A 21,652-nucleotide genomic window follows, 5' to 3' on the forward strand; every position below is an offset into this window, starting at 1 on the left:
TGAGTGGTCGGGGCTCTTTTTTTGTGTTGGTGTGTTGGGGAGTTGTGAGGGTGTAAGGTTGGGAGGATGAATGGTTTGAGTTGAGGGTGGGGATAAGGTGAAGAGTGGGTGAAGGTTGTTACTAAGATAGGACTTGTCGGAACAATCAGACTAGTCAGACGGGGCTGAGAGAATGATATATAAAATTTACCGCCAAAATATTAATAAGTTTTTGGTTAAGACGATTCCATTTATGACATTCAAATGGTTTGCAGTTATAGCAATAGAATTTATTTGTGATAAATAGTAACTCTCTGTGCATGAGTCTTTTTTTGCTCTTGGCAAAGCATAATATATAGGGAGGTCGCCAATTTAACAACACGTTCACGTTCTTTCTCATTTCTTTGAAGAGAAGCGTATTTGGAGAGAATAGCAAGTCTGTTATGCAAACGGTTTGACTTGTCAAATTTTGGTATACAAAGATTTGATTTCTTTAGACTAAATCCATTAGATTTGAATGTAGAGTGAATATATGAATGAACGATGCCACTATTCAGAATTGCATTAATATAATGTGATTCGTCTTCGGTTATAAAGTTACCATCTATATCTTGGCTGATAATAATAGTATGTTTTACACAAATAGTTTGTTTCCTTTTTCCCCATGGAGTCGTCACAGGCTTAATCACACTTGAACAAAAATTAGAATTATCCCTGGCTGCAACAATGAAAGGAGCAAATGTGTATGGGCCAATTTTTGAAAGTGCATAAAATTCATTACCTTGATGCATCGTTTTGCTTTTGTCTGATTGTTGGTCTAATAACTCTTTATACTTACAAAAGTATACGGCAATCTCTGGATTCTTTTTTGTCAGTTCATCTAACGAAATAGCTCTCGAGGTGTTATCTTTATTATAGGGTAACAAATGATAATTATTACCCCAATCAAATGTAAAAGATTTTATAGCTGGACCTTCAACCATAGGATATAGTAATTCAACAGGAAAATCCCAACCCTTTTGTGGTATATTATCTACCTTGTACTTAGATGTCTTGAGTACTTTATTCTTAAATCTATAGTGATTTTCTTGTTTAGAAGGACCTACGCCAATCATCTTAAATATTTCGAAAGGGGTAGATTCTACACCTGTTCTATAAAGATATGATGTTTCACCGATAATAGTTGAATAGTCAAAGTCTTCCGACACATATGTAAATTGTGTAGATTCTTTTGCCAGCTGTTTTGCGGATTGTTCTGTAAAAATAAGGTATTGTTTTGCTTCTTCAAAAGTCTGACATTTATTAATGATAAGATCATTAATTCCTTTTTTCTTAGCAATTGCCCTAACTTTAACTCCATTCTTATAGTCGATTTTTGGATTAGAATAATAATATGTATTAAAATCTTGAGTAACAGATTTTGTACCAACTTTAAATGGTCGTAATGGGGCACACCATCTATCTATTTTTTGTAAATATAATCTCTCGCTCTTGGTGTAGTCTATATAAAAATTTCTAAACTCTTCATAAGAGTTTTGAGACATCAAGCTATCAGGCATTAAGAAGGCTAATACCCCATTGTCCTTTAGCCAATTTGTGGCTGAAACGTTTGAAATTAAGGCGCAAATATTCAATTGGGCACCTCCATACATTCCGTCATTACAGAAAATATGTCTAATATCGCAAAAATCCTTAATTTTTCTTGTATAAGTAGCAGGAAGGTGCTCCCATTTTACCCATGGTGGATTTCCTACTATTAATTCATGCTTATGGAGACGAGCTATCATCATAAAGTTTGTCGTTATTCTTATCCAAATGCCATCCCATTTATTTTTATGCAGTTTTATTAAATCTTCTGATAATTGGCGAATAGCCCCCATAAGTATTTTACTTGCTTTTTCTTGATCAGTGAAGTGTTCTATGATCTTTGAGTATAGCACAGTTGCACTTTCGGCCTTAACAAGAGCTTGTAATTCGTTCATTTTTTTTCCAAAGTCAAGTCTATCTACAAAACTTTTTGGAAGTAAAACATTCAATGTTCCATATTTATTATTGTTGATAGAATAGTAATAACAATCAATGTTGTCTATATTTTTGGAACTAGGTACGATAGCAGAATCGCCTAATAAAATAGGTATTTCTATATCTTCTATATCGCCAAATTGATGAATTGCAATATAATAGCTGACTCTTGCAGACAAAACAGATAGTGGATTTATATCAATACCATGCACTCTATCTAGAATTGATTGTAGTAAGTATTTTTTTTCAGTGTCTGAAAGATCGTTGATATTTATATCCCCTACAACTTTTTTAATGAGAGCAATAATGAAAATTCCAGAGCCACAGCAAGGATCAATAGCACTCCAGTTTTTACTACTAATTGTTTGTAGTGCTTCTGTAATAACACTGTCGGCCAGCCATTCCGGGGTAAAGTATTCTCCCATTGAATGTCTAATGGACTGTGGTATTATGCTCATGTAGAGATCTTTAAATACATCGATAGGATTATATTTTACATTTAGTGAGAAAGAAGAGTATTCGTCTAAAGTTGTTATGATTACTTTTATATTTGACCAAAAATCTTCTGACCATTGTCTAGAATCTGCATACCAAGAAAAGAAATCTCCCTCTAGGAAATTTCGTATCCCCATACTTGTATAGGAATATCCATCTTCCATTTTTTGGAAAAAGATCTGAGTCTTTTCAGATGTCAATGAAGACAAGTCATGATAATCATGTGTATCTTTATTGAAATTTAGTTTGTCAACAATCTTGCATGCTATTAGTTTTACGATGATTGAATATGTTGTTTGGAGGGCAAATAAAGCTTTATACTCTTTTTCGGTATCAGAAATCTTACTAGTGAAAATATTGGTAAGGTCTGTTCTTCTTTTCTCAATATCTCTGCTTTTTCCGTTGTCTTCAACAGACAAGTGCATTAATTCTTTCCATTCTGTATATAACATATTTGACTTTTCTGTAATGTCATTAGACAGTTCTTTATACAGAATCTTTGCTATTATTTTAGACGCCGATTCTGAATTAGGGGATATTGAAAAATCCTTAACAATATTAGAGGGTTCAAATTTCTTAGATTGATTATTTAAAATTGCATTAATAATTCTATTAATATCATTGGCTGTAATATTTCTTAATGAAGTATTACAAACTACATCACCAACAAACTGGAAAAATGCAATTTTGATACCATCAGTTAGAATAGCATCATATTTTATACCTTCATTTTTATTCAGAGCAATGAGATAGTCCTTTACTTGCTCGAATGCTGAGGTTATCTGTTTTTGTGTTTTTAATTTTGTATTATGTTTGTACTCGATGATGATATTGTTTACAACAGCATCTAATCTACCATGACCACTCTTTCGAGATGAAAGTCCCTCAAATTTGTGTACCACACCTTCAATAGGAGTTTCCTTGCTAAATTGTAATTCAATTCCTAATTGGCTTCTGACTAAGTAATATATTTCGTTCTCAAAAATAGAAGAAGTATGTGCTTCACTATCAGAAGATTCACAATCTCTGATAATTTTTGTGAGGGCAGAGTCTATCAAAGAGAGATATTCTCCACTCTTTAACCAATTCGATATTTTAGAAGAATTAATCATATTTACTATTTTCAAAACAATAATTGTAACTCAAGGTTCGATTTTTCACATCCAACAGTAAGAATGCTGCAATATCGTTTTTGAATCTATCAAAATATTATTGATAGCACCATTTATTAATTATATAATTGGATTTACCGATCTACTGTTAAAGATATTTTTTCCAATATTATTGGCTTAAAAGTTTATATCATAATAATATTTTGTAGGTTTATGGATGTCAACCAATCAGTATCGATAATATTTTATCTTGTTTTATCAAAGACAAAGTTACTTAAATGTTTTATATTATCGGTGCTTTATTCTTTTAAATAGCAAATGTTTTTAAAATACCTACTAATAGGGATTGTAATAAATAGGTGTTTGGCTTACTTTTGCAAATAAAGAAATGATCAATCGTTGGACGATTAATGGTAAACTTTATATTATGCGAAAGACACTGATTCTGTTGTTGGCGGCTTTAGGGCTGACTACCGCCATGTATGGGCAAAGTTATGCGAAAGGAATTTCGGCTAAGAATAACTCTGATGTATTGGAGTTGGTAGCGAAAGGACAATATCCTATGGCTGTTGTTCAGGGCAAGGATGAAACAAAGATTCTGACCACGGAGAAGGAATGGCCAAGTCAAACGGATATTGTTGCCACCATGAACGGGGTGAACGCTTTGGCCGTCGCTGCGAAAGGACAAGGCCATGGGGCGGAAGTCACCGTACAACCCTTTACTGCGCATGAAGAGAGTGGACGCTTCTTCGCCGGAGGAGCGCTGACGTTGTGGAACAATAGCGAAGACAAGCACTTCATGTTTGACTTATGTCCGGAGTTTGGTTACTTGTTTAATGAGGATTGGGGCTTGGGAATGTTGCTGGGCTATGAGTACGAGAAAAGCACGAAAGGTGAAGAGCGTATTTCTGCCCATGGCTTCAAGGTGTCGCCTTTCGCTCGCTATTATTACCTGCATAAGGGCCCGTTTAATTTGTATTTGGATGGAGGATTCGGCCTAAATTGGACGAAGGAAAAGAATAAAGCTACTCAACAGACGACTAATCTCCATGGATGGGAAATCGGGATAAGGCCCGGCGCCTGCGTGGACCTGACGGAAGGACTGTGTCTCTGCATGCGCATTGGTTTTGCGGGGTATAGAAAGGACTACGTAATGGGCGAGGAGCCTAAGATTGGTTCTAATGGCTTTGGTATATTGTTTGCTCCCGAAGATTTGATGATAGGATTGGAGTTAGAGTTTTAAAAAGTGTATATTGCTCACTTACGACTCCCTTTATTGGAAGATATGGGATTGGAATTAGAGTTTTAAAAATATATATTGCTCACCCGTTGGCGAAGGTTTTAAACGTAGAGTTTACTTCGTCAACGGCTTTTTTATTGACGGGTTGTGCTGATATAGGTTAAAAAAAACAACTTATCATTTGGAACATTTCCGTCTTATCTCAAACAAAACATACGGAATTTCCTGACATTGAACGCATCGAACGAGCCACAATTGTAAAAGTATTGTTTGCTTTTATTTAAATGTTACTCTTCAAAGAAAGCCCACATTCAACATTCTTTTTATCCCTTTGCGTCATGTTTCGCGGACTGCCACAAGCGCTCCCGACTTTGTCGCCACGGCTATGTAGACATGATGAAGGCCCTTATCTCTGATTCAATTTCTGCCGTGTTCTTATCTTTGAACCGTTTGACGATTTTTCCATGATGGATGTAAAGAATCTCGTTGCAGATGTCGGTAAGCGATGAAATGATGTGAGACGAGAGAATGATGAGCCGTCCTTGTTGACTCATTTCCAAAATCCATTTCTTCAGCAGCAGGCTGCCTGATAAATCCAACCCGTTGAACGGTTCGTCCAAAATGTAAATATCGCTGTGTTGTAGCATGAGAATCAGGAGCATGAGCCGTTTCTTCATGCCCATGGAGTAACTACTTGGATATTGCCGGAGGGGCAATCTGAATTGCTCGTTGAGCGCCTTTATTTCAGCCTCGTCAATCTCCAATCCTCTTGCACGAAGGCTGAAATCGATAAATTCTCGTGCCGTTACCAATGGATAAAAGTAAGGTGAGTCGTTCAGATAGCCAATCGTGGCATGCGAATCCATGGAAACAGTCCCGTCAAACTGCTCCAGTCCTGTCATACATCTGAATAACGTGCTCTTGCCCGCGCCGTTCTCACCCATGATTCCGTAAATACGACCATGCTCAAAATCTATGTTCACGTCGTCGAGAACGGTCTGTTTCCCGTATCGTTTGGTTATATGTGTTACTTTCATATTGTTCTTTTAAAAATGCTGTGTGTTTGTTTTCGAGCGATGAAGATGAGCAATATTGCTATGATAAGCTGCCCGACGACCATATAATTGGAAATAATGGCTGCGCAACAGAGGATAAACAAGGCCATGAAAATAAATTCATGTATGATCGTTAGGGAGGAAGTAGAAAATCGGAGCAGGTAAGTATGTAGCCAAAACAAGGCACATGCTGCCCATCCAACCCATATTTCACGCAGTCGAAGCCCGTTCGGGGCCGCCGCGAAATACAGAATGCCAAAGGGAATAAGCAGCATGAGGGCATTCATGAACGCCAACCGACCGTTTAGGAGAACCATGTGGTGGAAGTCTTTATAAAAAAGTACATGCGGCAGTCGCGCTTTCATAAACTGTAGACCGCCCAATAGAAAAACGAAAACCATGGTGCTTACTATCATCAGGTTCCTATTGGCGTAAAGCCATCCCATGGCGGCGCAGAGCAGACAGATGATGTATGGTACAAGCAACAGCCTCATGTTGCCCGCGTAAAACAAACTTCCTTTTAGGAGCAGCGGATGAGTGGGTATTCTTAAATGAAATTGGAAGGAGGGCAGATACATGAAAACAAGGGGCGTGAGCATACATCCTGCCATGTCTTTCACATGTCCTAAAAGCACGGCTTCCATGAAAAACGGGGCCGCTGTCAATGTATAGTCAACCCGCAACACCTTTCTATACATGCGTTTCGACAGCGTCTCTATCATCGTTTTGTCTTTCCTCGCGAAATGAATACAGCACAGCACGCATGCCAATGCCATGGTGAGATAGCCTGCCGGGAGCTTCGTGAACAGCAAGAGCAGTCCCATGGCCAATACGATCAGCACCATCGACATCATGAAGCCCAACTCCTTGAGGAAATTGGCAATCATCTGTAATCTTATGGTTAGGATGGCCTTGTATAGCATAGTGCTTGTGGCGGTGATAATGTTTATAAGTTATTAATATTTTATAAGTTATACGTGAGTGTGATGGCTGCGATATATCCGCCTTCCACCATAAGGCTTTACCATTGTGAGCATGGCAAGTCCGTCATTGAGGTGGCGGCCAAGTATTCCGCAAAGTTCCTGATTTTTCCTCAATCCTGCAAGCAAACCGCGTTACATAACGTCAATAGCGGGTTAAATATTCTTGAGCTTTGTGGCAGTAGGTTGACCGGTGGTATTTTGGGCCGGTAGCCCCTCGGGCGAATAAAAGCGGCCTTTTGATGCGACCGAAGGGGGCTTTTGGGAATCCCAAAGCAGGCTTTTGACCCGATGAAAGCAGCCCTTCGACCGTGCCGGAGCGTAGCTTTGGCAAAACCACGGCTAAGGAGCCATGTCGTCGGAGTTTTCTTTCCAACGCTTTACTATTCATGGGATAGACGCTAAAAAATAAAGTGCTTTTATTTTGTATATTGCATAGATTTTACTAACTTTGCAGCCCGAAACAATATACAATTTATTGTAAATGTGTAGCTTAGAGCCCTTTAAGATAGATCTGAAAGCGCTGGAAGAGGGTAAAACCACTTTGCAGCTGCAGCTTGACGACGCTTATTTTGAGGCGATTGAGGCCCCTGAAATTCATCGGGGACAGCTCGTGGCCGATGTAATGATTCATCGCGCGGGTTCCGTTTTCGACTTGGAATTCCATATCGTGGGCCATGTACACATTCCGTGCGACAAGTGTCTTGATGATATGTTGCAGCCCATAGAGGCCGACCAGCGGCTTGTCGCCAGATTTGGAGAAGAATACTCAGAGGAAGATGAGCTTGTGGTCGTTCCGGAAGACGAAGGTCGGCTGGACGTTTCATGGCTCATTTATGAATTTATAGAGCTCAATATTCCTATCAAGCATGTGCATGCACCTGGAAATTGCAACCCTGCTATGATGAAGATGCTTGAAGAACATCTGGCTACCCGAAGTAGTGAGGAAGAAGAGACCATAGATCCGCGCTGGGAAGCCCTCCGAAAATTAAAAGAATAATAAGATAAAATTAAACATTAAAGAATTATGGCACATCCTAAAAGAAGACAGTCGAAGACTCGTACACTTAAGAGAAGAACTCATGATAAGGCAGTAGCCCCCACATTGGCAGTATGCCCTAACTGCGGTGCTTACTACGTTTACCACACCGTTTGTCCTACTTGCGGTTATTACAGAGGCAAGGTAGCAGTTGTTAAGGAAACCGCTGAATAATGGGAACTATTAACGCTATCATCACAGGTGTTGCCGGTTATGTGCCCGACTACGTCCTTAACAACGACGAGTTGTCACGTATGGTCGACACCAATGATGAATGGATCGTTACCCGCACAGGAATTAAGGAGCGCCGCATTCTGACCGAAGAAGGCCTCGGTACTTCCTACATGGCCCGTAAGGCCGCCAAGCTATTGCTTAAAAAGACCGGTGTCGATCCTGATAGCATTGACGCGTTGGTTGTGGCAACCACAACTCCTGACTATGTTCACCCCTCTACGGCGTCCATCGTACTGGGCAAGCTGGGACTGAAGAATGCTTTCGCGTTCGACTTGTCGGCAGCCTGCTGCGGTTTCATGTACGCTTTCGACGTGGCTTGCAACATGATTCAGAGTGGTCGTCACAAGCGTATCATCGTCATAGGTGCCGACAAGATGTCGTCGCTGACCGATTATCAGGACCGCGCTACTTGTCCGCTCTTCGGCGATGGTGCAGGAGCTGTCATGTTGGAAGGCACGGAGGAGGAGAATGTCGGACTGATCGACTCTTACCATCGCACCGATGGCAAAGGACTTCCTTTCCTTCATGTCAAGGCCGGAGGCTCCGTGTTCCCCGCTTCCCACTATTCCGTGGACCATCGCATGCACTTCACCTATCAGGAGGGCCGCACGGTCTTCCGCTATGCCGTGACGGCGATGGGCGACGATTGTCTTGAAGTGATAAAGCGTAATGGGCTTACCGTGGACGACGTTGATTACGTTGTGCCCCATCAGGCCAACCTTCGTATTATCGAAGCCGTGGCCAAGCGTGTGGGTGTTCCCATGGAGAAAGTCCTCGTCAACATCCAACGCTATGGCAATACCAGCGCAGCCTGCATGCCATTGGTACTTTGGGATTTTGAGAAAGATTTGAAGAAAGGCGACAACCTCATATTCACCGCTTTTGGCGCAGGTTTCGTCAACGGCGCTACTTATTATCGCTGGGCCTACGACGGTGCCGCCGTGGCAGGGATAAAGTAAACCAAAAATATTGATATAACAAGAAAACGCATCTTTCTTATTGATTGATAAGACGGTGCGTTTTTTTGTTCTAATAAAGATTTCTATGCACAAGGCAGGTTTTGTTAATATCGTGGGCAATCCCAATGTAGGCAAGAGTACGCTGATGAACCAGCTCGTCGGTGAGCGCATCAGTATCGCCACGTTTAAAGCCCAGACCACGCGCCATCGCATCATGGGTATCGTCAACACGGACGACACGCAGATCGTGTTCTCCGACACGCCCGGTGTTTTGAAGCCCAACTACAAAATGCAGGAAATGATGTTGGCCTTCTCGGAGTCGGCTTTAGCCGATGCCGATGTCTTGCTCTACGTGACCGACGTGGTGGAGAATGCGGAGAAAAATCTCGATTTCCTCGAAAAAGTCAGGAAAATGACCATTCCCGTGCTGCTTCTCATCAATAAGATCGACGAGAGCAATCAGAAAGAGCTCGGCAGTATCGTGGAGAAGTGGCATGCGCTGTTGCCCAATGCCGAGATACTTCCCATATCGGCCAAGAACAATTTTGGTACGGACATTCTCATGAAGCGCATTAAGGAACTGTTGCCCGAGTCGCCTGCTTATTTCGACAAGGACCAGTTGACCGACAAACCGGCGAAATTCTTTGTGTCAGAGATTATCCGTGAGAAGATATTGCGCTACTATGACAAGGAAATACCTTATTCCGTGGAGGTCGCCGTGGAGCGATTCAAGGAAGATGAGAAGAAGATTCACATCAACGCGGTTATCTATGTGGAGCGCGATTCACAGAAAGGCATTGTCATAGGTCATCAGGGTGTGGCCCTGAAAAAAGTGAGCACCGAGGCCCGCAAGGCACTTGAGAAGTTTTTCGATAAGACCATTTTCCTCGAAATCTTCGTCAAGGTCGACAAGGATTGGCGCTCCTCACAACGTGAACTTACCAATTTCGGGTATAATCCCGAGTAAGGATCATTCAAGAAATATGTATTTGGCCCTGAATAGAACGAGGGCATACTCTCCGCATAAGGGAGGGCCGAAGAATGTATAACTTCAGAAATTAAACAACATTATGGCAAATTTAGTTGCGATCGTTGGCCGCCCCAATGTGGGCAAGTCAACACTTTTTAATCGATTAACACAGTCACGCCGGGCTATCGTGAGCGATACCGCCGGCACAACCCGCGACCGTCAGTATGGCAAATGCCAATGGAACGCTCGTGAATTTTCCGTTGTCGACACGGGAGGATGGGTCGTTAAGTCGGATGACATCTTTGAGGACGCCATCCGTAAGCAGGTTATCGTAGCCACCGAGGAGGCCGATTTGGTGCTCTTCCTCGTTGACGTGGAGACAGGATTGACCGATTGGGACGAGGACGTGGCGCTGATTTTGCGTCGTACCAAGCTGCCCGTCATCCTTGTGGCCAATAAGGTAGACAACAGCGCGGAATACTATACGGCCGCCGAGTTCTATAAGTTAGGCTTAGGTGAGCCTTTCTGTATCAGTGCCGCCACTGGTGGTGGAACGGGCGATTTGCTCGATGTGGTATTGGAGAAGCTGCCTGCCGAGAACAAGGAAGAGATAGAGGACGATATTCCCCGCTTTGCCGTGGTAGGTCGTCCGAACGCGGGTAAGAGCAGTCTTATCAATGCTTTTATCGGTGAGGACCGTAACATCGTGACCGAGATAGCCGGCACCACGCGTGATAGTATCTATACCCGTTACGACAAGTTCGGCTTCGATTTCTACCTCGTTGATACCGCCGGTATCCGTCGTAAGAACAAAGTGTCGGAGGACTTGGAGTTCTATAGTGTCATGCGTTCTATTCGTGCCATTGAGAACAGTGACGTCTGCATCCTCATGATTGACACCACTCGAGGTATAGAAGCGCAGGACATGAACATCTTCCAGCTTATTCAGAAGAACAATAAGAGTCTTGTGGTGGTTGTCAATAAGTGGGACTTGGTAGAAGACAAGACCCAAAAGGTTATCAACACGTTCGAGGCTGCCATCCGCAATCGTATGGCTCCGTTCGTTGATTTCCCCATCATTTTTGCCTCGGCCCTGACCAAGCAGCGTATTTTTAAGGTGTTGGAAACGGCTAAGGAGGTATATCTCAATCGCAAGGCCCATGTCGGTACCTCTAAACTCAATGAGGTGATGTTGCCACTTATCGAGGCTTTCCCGCCGCAGAGCGTCAAGGGTAAGTACATCAAGATAAAGTATTGCACGCAGTTGCCCAATACGCAGATTCCCTCTTTCGTGTTCTATGCCAATCTGCCTCAGTATGTGAAAGAGAATTACCGTCGCTTCCTCGAGAACAAGATTCGTGAGAACTGGAGCATGCACGGTTGCCCCATTAATATCTTTATCCGTCAGAAATAGCCGATGAGGCCTTGTTCGCCCTTTTTATATGGGGCAAGAAAATAAATTATCGTGTGCCGCTTCCCGTCTGTCGGGAGGCGGCACATGCTGTTTAAAGGGGTGGGGTGGCAGAGTGTTGGGGCGTGAATAAGGCGTTGCGAGGCTGACGTTTTTCTGCTTTTTATTATTAATTTATACCTTAATGTCAAAAAATAGTCGTAAAGCTATCGGTCTTTGGTACTTTTTTTTATATTTGCTGACGTATAACTTATATTACTATCTATGACACCTTTAATGATTATCCAATTGCTGATCGTGTTGCTTGCCTTGTGGGTAGGCGCGCGCTATGGTTCATTAGCGCTGGGAGCTATCTCGGGCATTGGCCTTGCCATTCTCGTGTTTTGTTTCCAATTGAAGCCCGGTGAGCCTCCTACCGATGTTATTTATATTATCATTGCCGCCGTTACTTGTGCGGGTATGTTGCAAGCCTCGGGCGGTATGGATTGGATGGTGCAGATAGCCGAGCGCATGTTGCGGCGTCATCCCGAGCGTATTACCTTTCTTGCGCCTTTCACGACGTTCTTTCTTACGGTGCTTGTTGGCACGGGTCACGTGGTTTACACGCTCATGCCCATAATTTGCGACATAGCCCTGAAGAAGGGAATACGCCCCGAACGTCCTTGCGCCGTGGCCAGTATTGCGGCACAAATCGGTATCACGTGTTCACCCATTGCCGCGGCTGTGGTGGCGTTTGCCGCTATCTCATCGCAGTATGGGTTCCATGTGAGCAACATTCAGATTATCATGGTGAACATACCGGCTTGTGTGTTGGGTATCTTCTTTGCCGCTTTGGTGAGCTATCATCGGGGCCTCGACCTCGATAAGGACCCACAATTTCAGCGTAAGCTGGCCGATCCTGCTCAGCGGGCCTATATTTATGGCAGCAACGCCACTACGCTCGACAAGACCATCAGCCCCGAAAGTCGTCGGGCGGTTTACGTGTTCTTGGGTGCGCTGCTCCTTATATTGGCGATTTCCTTGCCGCAGATGTTCGGTGTGAATATCCTTCCTTCGTGGTCAGCCATAGAGCCGGTGGATGGCGCAGGTCCCGTATCAATGTCGGGCGTGTCGGTAACGGCAAAGCAGTTGGCCAAGGCCGGCGTGCTCATGGCCGGTGTTACGCAGACAGTACAGAAGCACCTGACAATGAATGTGGTGATTCAAATTATCATGATTTCGGCCGCGGCGCTGATGATTATGTTCTGTAAGGCCAAGTCCAAGGCTGCTATTAGCGGGCCGGTGTGGCAGAACGGTATGGTGGCAGTGGTGGCCATCTATGGTATCGCGTGGATGAGTAATACCTATTTTGATAATTATCAGCCCGAGATGCAGGCCATGCTTGGCGATTTGGTGCGTGCTTATCCATGGGCTATCGCCATCGCTTTCTTCCTCGTGTCCGTGCTTATAAACAGTCAGGGCGCCGTGGTGGTGACCATGCTTCCATTGGCCTACGCCTTAGGTATAGAGGGATGGGTGCTGCTGGGCGTCATGCCAAGTGTTTATGGCTACTTCTTTATTCCCAATTATCCGTCGGATATTGCCACGGTTAATTTTGACCGGTCGGGCACAACCGTCATTGGCAAATACTTACTCAACCACTCTTTCATGAAGCCGGGCATGGTACATGTCATTACAGCCACAGTGGCCGGTTATGGAGTGAGTGCGCTCTACCATTTTGTTTTCCACTTGTTTTAAGCGATAAAACCGTGAAAGTTGTGTATCAATAGTTCTACTTACTTTGATACACAACTTCTTTGGAAAGCTGCAATATGCGGTCAAAGTCCCGAGTGTGTTCACAATAAAACTATCATTACGTTAGAAACCATGGCAGCGATACGCTAAATATCACAAATTAACCTTTGGTTGTGTCAGTGGAACATAAAAAAGCTGTATATTTGCATTACGTGATCAGTAAACAGTTATGAAAAGATTAATTCTATTGCCACTACTCAACCTGTCTTTATATGCTGTTGCACAAAACATTCATTGCTTTCTTGCGGCAAGGATATGAAAACCGATAATACCATTATGATGGAATAATGGGGATAGAAACATATCAAATTAAGCAACAGTATGACACTCGCGGAATTCAGAATTCTATTCAGAACCTTGTACCCTTCATTGGCTCTTTATGCGACAAAAATCGTTGGGCACGATGAGGTAGAAGATATAGTGCAAGATGCTTTTATGGAATATTGGCGCAGGCGCGACAATATTTCGGAAGTACAACATGTACGAGCTTTTCTATTTCGATCAGTTTATACGCACGCCGTGAATGTGCTGAAACACAAGTATGTGATTGGGAGGTATGCCAAAGAATACGTGGAGTTAGAGAATAAACGCATGCAGTATTATCATCCCGACAACAATAATGTGGAAACAGATTTGGAAAACTCTGAACTCAAGCAAATCATTGACAAAACCATAGATGAACTTCCTGAGAAGCGCAGACAGATTTTTAGAATGGGATATATTCACGGCATGTCGAATAGAGAGATTGCCGACATCATGGGAATATCTGTAAGAACGGTAGAAGTACACATGTACAAAGCCTTGAAATACATGCGAACCCGATTGAAAGACCTGATATACTTTTTATTATTTATATTTTTACAGTACGTTTTCTTTACCTCTTAATTGTATTATTTATATAAAACAATATCTTGACGCAATATCATGGATCAGATAAACGACAAAATTATCAAAGACTACATATTAGGGCGTTGTTCTGCAAAAAGGCTTGAACAATTGTATAAATGGGCAAACGCATCAGAAGATAATGCCAAATACCTATTTCAGATAATGGAAGCCTATCACACCGGCCAGCATGTCCATTTTTCCAACGAGGCACGTGTGCAACGTGCGGAAATCAATCTGATGAGAAGAATAGAAAGAGAAGAACAGAGCAAAAAAAGACATCGTTCCGTACAAATCATCCGTTATGCCGCGGCGGCAGTATTGATTCTATGCTTGTCTTTCGTAGGAATGAATGCCTTGCATAACTCAGTCGAAATGATGGAAATAGCAACGTTGACAGACGGTATAAAGCAAGTTGTATTGCCTGATGGCAGCAAAGTGTGGCTCAACACGAATTCCACCTTGCGCTATCCCGCCACATTCAGCACCGCAGAGCGAGAAGTAGAATTGGAAGGCGAGGCCTATTTTGTGATTGCTAAAGATAGCCTACACCCTTTTATCGTAAAAAGTGAAGCCATGACAGCACAAGTGCTCGGCACCACTTTCAACTTCAATACCCGCCCTAACAGCAACACCATCGAAGTAGCACTTATCGAAGGGCGCGTCAAAGTATCGGGCAATCACAATGAAGGCATGATTACTTTGCGTCCCAACCAAAAAGCCGTGCTCGACAAAGCAAGCCAAAGTATTGAAGTAATAGATACCTACACGCCGGTAGAAGCCGTATGGCACAACCACATGATACCTTTCAACAACATGCGGATCACAGAAATCATGGCCATACTCGAAAAGCTATACAATGTGAACATTCAGATTACGCCTGCCCTTCACGACCATTCTACCTATTCGGGTTTAATCAGATGCACACAAGACATTGACTCTATTTTGCAAGATTTATCTTACTCTATTCCTTTTAAATACAGTCATTACCGGCATACCATCAACTTATATACCAAATAGCTGAGGTTTTCCTGCACAAACGAGCTTAACCTTACAGCTCGCATACTAAGGTTATCAGCAGTTGCCGAAAGTATTTCTTATGCTTTCGGCAACTGCTGATAACCTGAAATGTAACAAAACAAACTTTTGTACTCCACCGGCCCCGGAACAGTATAAAAGTCTTTTAGCGCAAATTCCCTTTCAACTCAAAATATTTACTGTGAGAAAAAATGCAGCACAAGGGTACGTAGTCTTAAACAGTAAATTGTACTACTAATATACTATTAACTTGAAAAAGTCCGTTTAGCATGGCGGATTGTATGTTTAACTTTACCAATTTAATATGAAAAAACATTGCTATGAAAGAAATCCTATTTTAAATAGGATCATCTTATCTCTGTGTTTCTTCTGCATCCCCTTCCAATGGGTGAATGCACAAATCAATCTCTCCACAAATCGTACCAAGCTTGAGACTGTTATTGAGAAAATAAAGTCACAATCAAAGTACAGTTTCTTTTACAACGACTCGCTTCGAGGCATTCAAGTAAACGCTGTGAATGCACAAAATGTTCCAATTAACACGTTGCTTAACAAACTGTTCAAAGGTACAGGTATCACTTACCGGATCTCTCGAGACGTGATTTATCTGACTTATAAAGCAGAGAAACAGAATGCCAAACAAGAACAAAAAACGCAGCAAGGACCTCACACCGTATCAGGAGTGGTGACCGACGCTCAAGGCGAACCACTCATTGGAGTGAGCGTTATCGATAAAACCACCGGGCAGGGAGTTGTAACGGATATAAACGGACATTACACCTTTACTACCCAAAGCGCCAATCCGGCCATCGAATTTTCATATATCGGTTATTCTCCCCAGACCGTTCATCCGGGCAATCGGTCCAGCATAGATATTAAAATGGCTGAAGAAGGTCAAAATCTGAACGAGGTGGTGGTAACGGCATTGGGTATCAAAAGAGAAGACAAAGCCTTAAGTTATAATGTTCAAAAACTCAAAAGCGACCAACTGCTTACTGTAAAAGAAGCCAGCGTTGCCAATGCCTTGTCGGGAAAGATCGCTGGTATCACCGTGAGCCAAGGGGCTTCAGGTATTGGTGGATCTACCAAGGTCGTTATGCGTGGCGATAAATCGGTAAATCCGGAAGGCAACAATAATGCGCTTTACGTGCTGGATGGTATCCCATTGCCCGACTTATTTCCTAAGCGAGCTTCCTCTTCCAACGGTCGCTTCGGCGGTGTAGATGAAGGAGACGGCATTTCCGGCATTAACATGGAAGACATTGCCGAGGTCACTGTTCTCACCGGCCCTTCGGCAGCAGCCCTCTATGGCGGTCAGGCTGCCAATGGTGTAGTCATGCTAACTTCAAAGCAAGGCGGTTTAAAAGATGGAAAACCACGTATCACATTCTCACATTACACGGATCTATACCGCCCCTTTATATTGCCTAAACTCCAAAATTCATACGGAAGCCGCACCGGCGAATTCTCCAGCTGGGGACCGAAACTACAAGATCCGGCTTCGTTCGATCCGGCAGATTTCTTCGATACCGGTAGCAGTTTTTCAAACAGTGTCGGACTGCAATTCGGTAACGATAAGAACAAGTCGTATATCTCTTTGGCTGCATACAACGCCCATGGAATCATCCATAACAATAAGCTCAACCGCTACAACGTGACCTATAACGGCATGTATTCCATAACCGACAAGCTGAGCTTGGGTGCCACATTCATGTATGTAAATAAGAAAACGCAAAACATGCTTTCCCAAGGAGAGTATTACAATCCCATTGTGCCGCTCTATCTATTTCCGCGAGGCGATAATATAGAAAAATACAAATCATACGAGCGATACAATGCCAGCAGAGGCTTTGCTACTCAATTCTGGCCCTATGAAGATCAGAAAAGAAGTTTGCAGAATCCTTATTGGATAACCCACAGAAATTTCAACATCAATCAAGATGAACGCATCATCATGGGTGGAACGCTGAAATATACAATCACCAATTGGCTCAACATAAGCGCCCGTTTCAGAACCGACCGTAATACCAAGGTAAACGAAATTAAAAACCATGCATCGACACTGTTGTTGCTCACTTCCGGTTCCGACAAAGGTTCTTATCTTAGAGCTGCCGATAAAAGCGTGCAAGACTATGGTGACATCATAGCAAGTTTCAATAAGAACTTCTCACAATTAGGCGTTGTTATCAATGCCGGAGGAAGCTTTAAGAATAGTAGCTTCAATTATACAGCCAATTCCAATAAGCTGGAATTCGGTGCCCCATTGGCAAGCGTTCCAAATAAGTTTACCTTGAATAACTTAACTCCCGAACCGCAATATCAAGAGGGAAAAGCTATGAAGTCGCAGGCTTTGTTTGTCAGTGCATCGTTCGATTATAAACGAATGTTGTTCCTCGATCTTACCGGACGCAATGAATGGACTTCTCTCTTGGCCAACACCAATAGCAAGAGTATCTTCTACCCTTCGGCCGGTTTGTCGTTTATTTGGACCGAGCTTGTAAAAGTTCCCAAGAGTATACTCACCTTTTCCAAGCTGCGCCTATCGTATGCTAAAGTAGGAAATGTGCCTCTTTATCTTGCTGGCATTACCATCCCCTCTTATCCAATCAGTCCCGGTGGAGGTGTGAGTATCAATCCCGACCTTCCTATCAACAACCTGAAGTTTGAGAGAACAAAGTCTTTTGAAATCGGATTAAGTTCTCGCTTCCTGAACAATAAGCTCGGTTTAGACATTACTTATTATAATGCCAATACGTTTGACCAGCTGTTCAAATTCCGCGCACAAGATAATAGTGGTTACCGTTACTTCTATGTAAACGCGGGAAAAGTGAATAACCAAGGTGTTGAGGCCTCATTGGATGCAGACCTTTCGTTCGGCAATGTGCAGTATTCACCAATGTTCACGTTTACATGCAATAGAAATAAGATTGTGGAATTGGTACAAAACATTCCTAATCCCTTCACAGGTAAACCTATGAATGTTTCTCATTTCGATATGGGTGGTTTATCTTCTTTCCGTAATTATATCAACGAAGGAGGTTCTGTTGGTGATATTTACGTGAATTCTTTTGTAAAAGATGGAAACGGATACGTGTATGTCAATCCCAACACTCAGCAAATGCTGGTTAATAATGAGAACTTAATTTATGCCGGAAATACTAATCCCGACTGTATCATTGGTTTTAACAACACCTTTAAATATAAAGGGTTCACACTGTCGTTCCTCGTCGATGCACGTATTGGAGGCAAGGTAGTTTCTTCTACACAGGCCGTACTCGATTCATTCGGTGCATCCGAGCAAAGTGCCAAAGCACGCGACAACGGTGGTGTATATGTCAACGGTATTCTCATGGATGCAGAAACCTATTACAAGCAAGTGGGCGGAGGCTCAGGCGTTTTATCAAATTACGTGTACAGTGCAACCAACATCCGTTTGCGCGAAGCGTCGTTATCCTATAAATTCGGTAAGCCTCTGTTTGGCAACACCATCAAGGATCTAACTATCTCCGTCAACGCTCGCAATTTATGGATGATCTATAATAAAGCTCCGTTCGATCCACAGCTCACTTCATCTGTAGGTACCTATTATCAGGGGATAGACTACTTCCTTATGCCAAGTCTTAGAAGCTTTGGCCTGAATGTAAGATTCGCATTATAACATCAAAAATATAAACACTCATGAAACGATCTATTATAGGCATAAATGCCAAACTCATACTGGCTGCAGCTTCAATAAGTTTCACATTGAATGCATGTACCGATAACTTTTATGAGACCAATACCGATCCCAATGCCGCTACCGAAAAAGAGTTGGGATATGATAATTTAGGATTGGGATCGCTGATAACCCAGATGGAATATCAGCTCAACCCCTGCGTTGTGAAAGATCAGAATGTCGACGTGAACAACTATCAAAAGATGTTCAGTCTTGCCGGTGATGTTTATTCCGGCCAGCAAGGGGCATCCAATATGTTTGAAAACAACGGCCACAATAATACCACCTACAGCATGACACCCGATTGGTGTACAACAGCATATACCGTGGCTTACCAAAACTATATGAACCCATGGTACAGCCTTTACACCAAAAAGAATATCAGCCCAACCACTTTCGCTGTAGGACAGATACTCAAAGTATACGGCATGCACCGCATTACGGATATGTATGGGCCTATTCCCTATAAGAATTTTGTTCCTGCTTCCGACGTTCCGTTCACGCCACAGGAAGAGGTATACGATCAGTTCTTCCAAGAACTTGATGAAGCTGTGGATATTCTGCAAAGCTATGTCAAGGCTAATCCGGGAGTAAAACCCCTTGCCGCATACGACAATATCTACAACGGGAACTTTGCCCAGTGGATTAAATTTGCCAATTCGCTCAAATTGCGCCTTGCCCTTCGCATTGTCTACGCTGATGAAGCAAAAGCAAAAGCAAAGGCTGAAGAGGCCATTAAAGCCGGAGTTTTCAAAAGCAATGAAGACAATGCTATGATTCATGTTAACGGTTCGTCTACGGTCAATCCGCTCTATATGATTTGCCACACCTATAACGACACACGCCTTGGCGCAACAATGGAGTGCTATTTAAAGGGTTATAACGATCCGCGACTCAAGCTGTGGTTCTTGCCTTCCGAAATATCGGACGAGAGAGATTATAACGGTGTACGAAACGGTATCATCTTTGAAGGCAATGAATATAAAGTATTTTCCAAATTAAATGTTTCGCCCGAAACCCCCATTCAGATCATGACCGCGGCCGAAGTATATTTCCTTTGTGCCGAAGCAGCCTTGAGAGGCTGGGAAACGGAAGGAACTTCTGCACGTGATTTCTATGAGCAGGGCATACGCATTGCTTTCGATCAACCCATAGGAGCAAGCGGTGCCAAAGCCGGCGATGCCGAGGCCTATCTCGAAGGTGAAGAAACACCCAAAGCCTATACCGACGTATTGGATGATATGAACAGCTATGATCAGACCGGACAAGTTTCTGTCAATTGGGAAGCTGATAACGATGACGAAGAAACATTGTTGGAAAAGATTATCACGCAAAAATGGATTGCACTTTTTCCCGATGGTCAAGAGGCTTGGAGTGAATTCAGAAGAACCGGTTTCCCCATGGTCATTCCAAACGGAATCAACTACAGTGGTGGAAGTATCGATACGCAAAAGCAAATAGCACGCCTGCCATACCCCAATAACCTACAACACGATTACCCCGAACAATATGCCGAGGGATTGAAAATGTTGAAAGGCGCCGACAATGGCGGAACAAAATTATGGTGGGACAAGAGAACAGCTAAACCTTACGAAGAATAATCAAAATATAAACATAAACAAGTATGAATAAATATCATTTCATAGCCGCTATATGTTGCTTCGTGGGAGCAATGGCACTTACCGGATGCGAAGAATGGACCGAACCGTCGTCTGTCATCCTACCCGAAACGCAATTCTCTTCTCTCACACCCGAAGAAGAGGCAGCGCTGATTGCTTACAAAAACTCAGACCACAAACTATTCTTTGCATGGATGAACTATAGCCCTGCTACCAGTTCTATGCAAACACGCCTGAGAGGAATACCCGATAGCCTCGATATTGTATCGTTTTTCACCGGCTATGTGAACAATGAACAAAACCGCAGCGACGTTAAATTCCTGCAAGAACATCGAGGAACAAAAGTGCTGCTCACCATGTGGCCTGAAAATTATTTTAGCACCACGGGAGAGGGTAAAGACAATTTGGATTCCATGAAAGTGTATGCCAAAAACCTCGTAGACTCCATTTATACATGGGGATTAGACGGTTTTGACCTCGACTATGAGCCTTCTTTCGGAGGCGATGCTTACACCACTGAGATGATGCGTACCTTTATCGATGTGATGAGCAAGTACCTCGGTCCGAAGTGTGATGAGAAATACAAAGTAAACGGAAAGCATAAGTTATTGCTTGTTGATGGGCAATGGCTCGACAGCGAATATGCCGACCGCTTCGATTATTTCGTAGGTCAAGCCTACGAAGCCCGTAGTCCTTACTCGCTCGACTACCGTTTGAAAGACCAATGGAACGACTATGGAAAAGGGTTCCCGAACGAAAAACGTATCTTCTGCGAGTGGACCAGTCAGGTGGGCAATGCTTTCGGCCATGGCGGCGTAAGCTACAGATACAATAATGAAGAAATTCCAAGTTTGTGGGGTATGGCCCACTATGCTGTAGACAAAGGCACTGCTGGATGTGGTTCATACGTTTTGCAATTTGCCTATGGTGAAAGCAATCACTTAGGAAAGCCCGTTCCACCAAACAACTATTTTTATGCACGCCAAGCTATTCAGATTATGAACCCTGCCGGAGGCAAGGTAAAGCAGAAGCAATAACAGCGGGAATACCCCACAACTATATCAATATACCATTTTAACATAACTACAGATATGAACAGAATATT

At 43.0% G+C, this 21,652-nt stretch carries 15 protein-coding genes; 12 read left to right on the plus strand and 3 right to left on the minus strand.

Features of this window, described 5'->3' with window-relative positions; all coding sequences use genetic code 11:
• Nucleotides 1-269 precede the first annotated feature (269 nt).
• Nucleotides 270-3,623, minus strand: coding sequence for an Eco57I restriction-modification methylase domain-containing protein (locus VIR50_RS00035; protein WP_331933106.1), 3,354 nt, complete (start codon nt 3,621-3,623; stop codon nt 270-272).
• A 412-nt stretch (nt 3,624-4,035) separates the two neighbouring features.
• On the opposite strand from VIR50_RS00035, the gene VIR50_RS00040 reads away from it, so the two are divergent.
• Entirely contained in the window at nt 4,036-4,851 is an 816-nt protein-coding gene (locus VIR50_RS00040; RefSeq protein ID WP_331933107.1) for a hypothetical protein, read from the plus strand.
• Between the two features lie 380 nt (nt 4,852-5,231).
• On the opposite strand, the gene VIR50_RS00045 is transcribed toward VIR50_RS00040, so the two are convergent.
• Both VIR50_RS00045 and VIR50_RS00050 read right to left on the minus strand, forming a co-directional pair.
• Nucleotides 5,232-5,885: an ABC transporter ATP-binding protein gene (locus VIR50_RS00045; protein ID WP_331933108.1), complete on the minus strand. Its 654-nt coding sequence runs from the start codon at nt 5,883-5,885 to the stop codon at nt 5,232-5,234.
• Nucleotides 5,882-6,826 (minus strand): hypothetical protein, encoded by a 945-nt coding sequence (locus tag VIR50_RS00050; protein WP_331933109.1) that lies wholly within the window; start codon nt 6,824-6,826, stop codon nt 5,882-5,884. Before VIR50_RS00050 ends, VIR50_RS00045 begins: the two co-directional genes overlap by 4 nt.
• Nucleotides 6,827-7,367: 541 nt before the next feature.
• Here VIR50_RS00050 and VIR50_RS00055 point away from each other — a divergent pair.
• The 11 genes from VIR50_RS00055 to VIR50_RS00110 all read left to right on the plus strand — a co-directional run bounded on the left by VIR50_RS00055 (nt 7,368) and on the right by VIR50_RS00110 (nt 21,584).
• Entirely contained in the window at nt 7,368-7,883 is a 516-nt protein-coding gene (locus tag VIR50_RS00055) for a YceD family protein (protein ID WP_331933110.1), read from the plus strand.
• A gap of 27 nt (nt 7,884-7,910) precedes the next feature.
• Nucleotides 7,911-8,096, plus strand: a complete 186-nt coding sequence (gene rpmF, locus VIR50_RS00060; RefSeq protein WP_004382259.1) for a 50S ribosomal protein L32 — start codon at nt 7,911-7,913, stop codon at nt 8,094-8,096.
• Nucleotides 8,096-9,115, plus strand: a complete 1,020-nt coding sequence (locus VIR50_RS00065; protein WP_331933111.1) for a beta-ketoacyl-ACP synthase III — start codon at nt 8,096-8,098, stop codon at nt 9,113-9,115. Before rpmF ends, VIR50_RS00065 begins: the two co-directional genes overlap by 1 nt.
• Nucleotides 9,116-9,200: 85 nt before the next feature.
• Nucleotides 9,201-10,082 carry a GTPase Era gene (gene era, locus VIR50_RS00070; protein WP_331933112.1) on the plus strand — a complete coding sequence of 294 codons (882 nt, stop codon included), beginning with the start codon at nt 9,201-9,203 and terminating at the stop codon, nt 10,080-10,082.
• 103 nt (nt 10,083-10,185) lie between these two features.
• Nucleotides 10,186-11,499 carry a ribosome biogenesis GTPase Der gene (gene der / locus VIR50_RS00075; RefSeq protein ID WP_331933113.1) on the plus strand — a complete coding sequence of 438 codons (1,314 nt, stop codon included), beginning with the start codon at nt 10,186-10,188 and terminating at the stop codon, nt 11,497-11,499.
• A gap of 261 nt (nt 11,500-11,760) precedes the next feature.
• Nucleotides 11,761-13,233, plus strand: coding sequence for an anaerobic C4-dicarboxylate transporter (locus VIR50_RS00080; RefSeq protein ID WP_331933114.1), 1,473 nt, complete (start codon nt 11,761-11,763; stop codon nt 13,231-13,233).
• Nucleotides 13,234-13,611: 378 nt separating this feature from the next.
• Nucleotides 13,612-14,175 carry an RNA polymerase sigma-70 factor gene (locus VIR50_RS00090; protein WP_331933115.1) on the plus strand — a complete coding sequence of 188 codons (564 nt, stop codon included), beginning with the start codon at nt 13,612-13,614 and terminating at the stop codon, nt 14,173-14,175.
• 39 nt (nt 14,176-14,214) lie between these two features.
• A complete protein-coding gene (locus VIR50_RS00095) occupies nt 14,215-15,195 on the plus strand; it encodes a FecR family protein (RefSeq protein ID WP_331933116.1) in 981 nt (326 codons plus the stop codon).
• Between the two features lie 322 nt (nt 15,196-15,517).
• A complete protein-coding gene (locus VIR50_RS00100; RefSeq protein ID WP_331933117.1) occupies nt 15,518-18,871 on the plus strand; it encodes a SusC/RagA family TonB-linked outer membrane protein in 3,354 nt (1,117 codons plus the stop codon).
• Between the two features lie 20 nt (nt 18,872-18,891).
• Complete coding sequence (locus VIR50_RS00105; protein WP_331933118.1) at nt 18,892-20,529, plus strand: SusD/RagB family nutrient-binding outer membrane lipoprotein; 1,638 nt, start codon at nt 18,892-18,894, stop codon at nt 20,527-20,529.
• Between the two features lie 23 nt (nt 20,530-20,552).
• Nucleotides 20,553-21,584 (plus strand): glycoside hydrolase family 18, encoded by a 1,032-nt coding sequence (locus VIR50_RS00110; protein ID WP_422662199.1) that lies wholly within the window; start codon nt 20,553-20,555, stop codon nt 21,582-21,584.
• The last annotated feature ends 68 nt before the right edge of the window (nt 21,585-21,652 follow it).

The organism is Prevotella sp., assembly GCF_036570325.1.
Lineage (GTDB): Bacteria > Bacteroidota > Bacteroidia > Bacteroidales > Bacteroidaceae > Prevotella.

Bases quoted from the DNA above. Each gene is read 5' to 3' on its own strand.
- era (WP_331933112.1), top strand. From the start codon at position 9,201: ATGCACAAGGCAGGTTTTGTTAATATCGTGGGCAATCCCAATGTAGGC.
- VIR50_RS00090 (WP_331933115.1), top strand. From the start codon at position 13,612: ATGACACTCGCGGAATTCAGAATTCTATTCAGAACCTTGTACCCTTCA.
- VIR50_RS00100 (WP_331933117.1), top strand. From the start codon at position 15,518: ATGAAAAAACATTGCTATGAAAGAAATCCTATTTTAAATAGGATCATC.
- VIR50_RS00105 (WP_331933118.1), top strand. From the start codon at position 18,892: ATGAAACGATCTATTATAGGCATAAATGCCAAACTCATACTGGCTGCA.
- VIR50_RS00065 (WP_331933111.1), top strand. From the start codon at position 8,096: ATGGGAACTATTAACGCTATCATCACAGGTGTTGCCGGTTATGTGCCC.
- rpmF (WP_004382259.1), top strand. From the start codon at position 7,911: ATGGCACATCCTAAAAGAAGACAGTCGAAGACTCGTACACTTAAGAGA.
- der (WP_331933113.1), top strand. From the start codon at position 10,186: ATGGCAAATTTAGTTGCGATCGTTGGCCGCCCCAATGTGGGCAAGTCA.
- VIR50_RS00110 (WP_422662199.1), top strand. From the start codon at position 20,553: ATGAATAAATATCATTTCATAGCCGCTATATGTTGCTTCGTGGGAGCA.
- VIR50_RS00095 (WP_331933116.1), top strand. From the start codon at position 14,215: ATGGATCAGATAAACGACAAAATTATCAAAGACTACATATTAGGGCGT.
- VIR50_RS00050 (WP_331933109.1), bottom strand. From the start codon at position 6,826: ATGCTATACAAGGCCATCCTAACCATAAGATTACAGATGATTGCCAAT.
- VIR50_RS00055 (WP_331933110.1), top strand. From the start codon at position 7,368: ATGTGTAGCTTAGAGCCCTTTAAGATAGATCTGAAAGCGCTGGAAGAG.
- VIR50_RS00080 (WP_331933114.1), top strand. From the start codon at position 11,761: ATGACACCTTTAATGATTATCCAATTGCTGATCGTGTTGCTTGCCTTG.
- VIR50_RS00040 (WP_331933107.1), top strand. From the start codon at position 4,036: ATGCGAAAGACACTGATTCTGTTGTTGGCGGCTTTAGGGCTGACTACC.
- VIR50_RS00045 (WP_331933108.1), bottom strand. From the start codon at position 5,885: ATGAAAGTAACACATATAACCAAACGATACGGGAAACAGACCGTTCTC.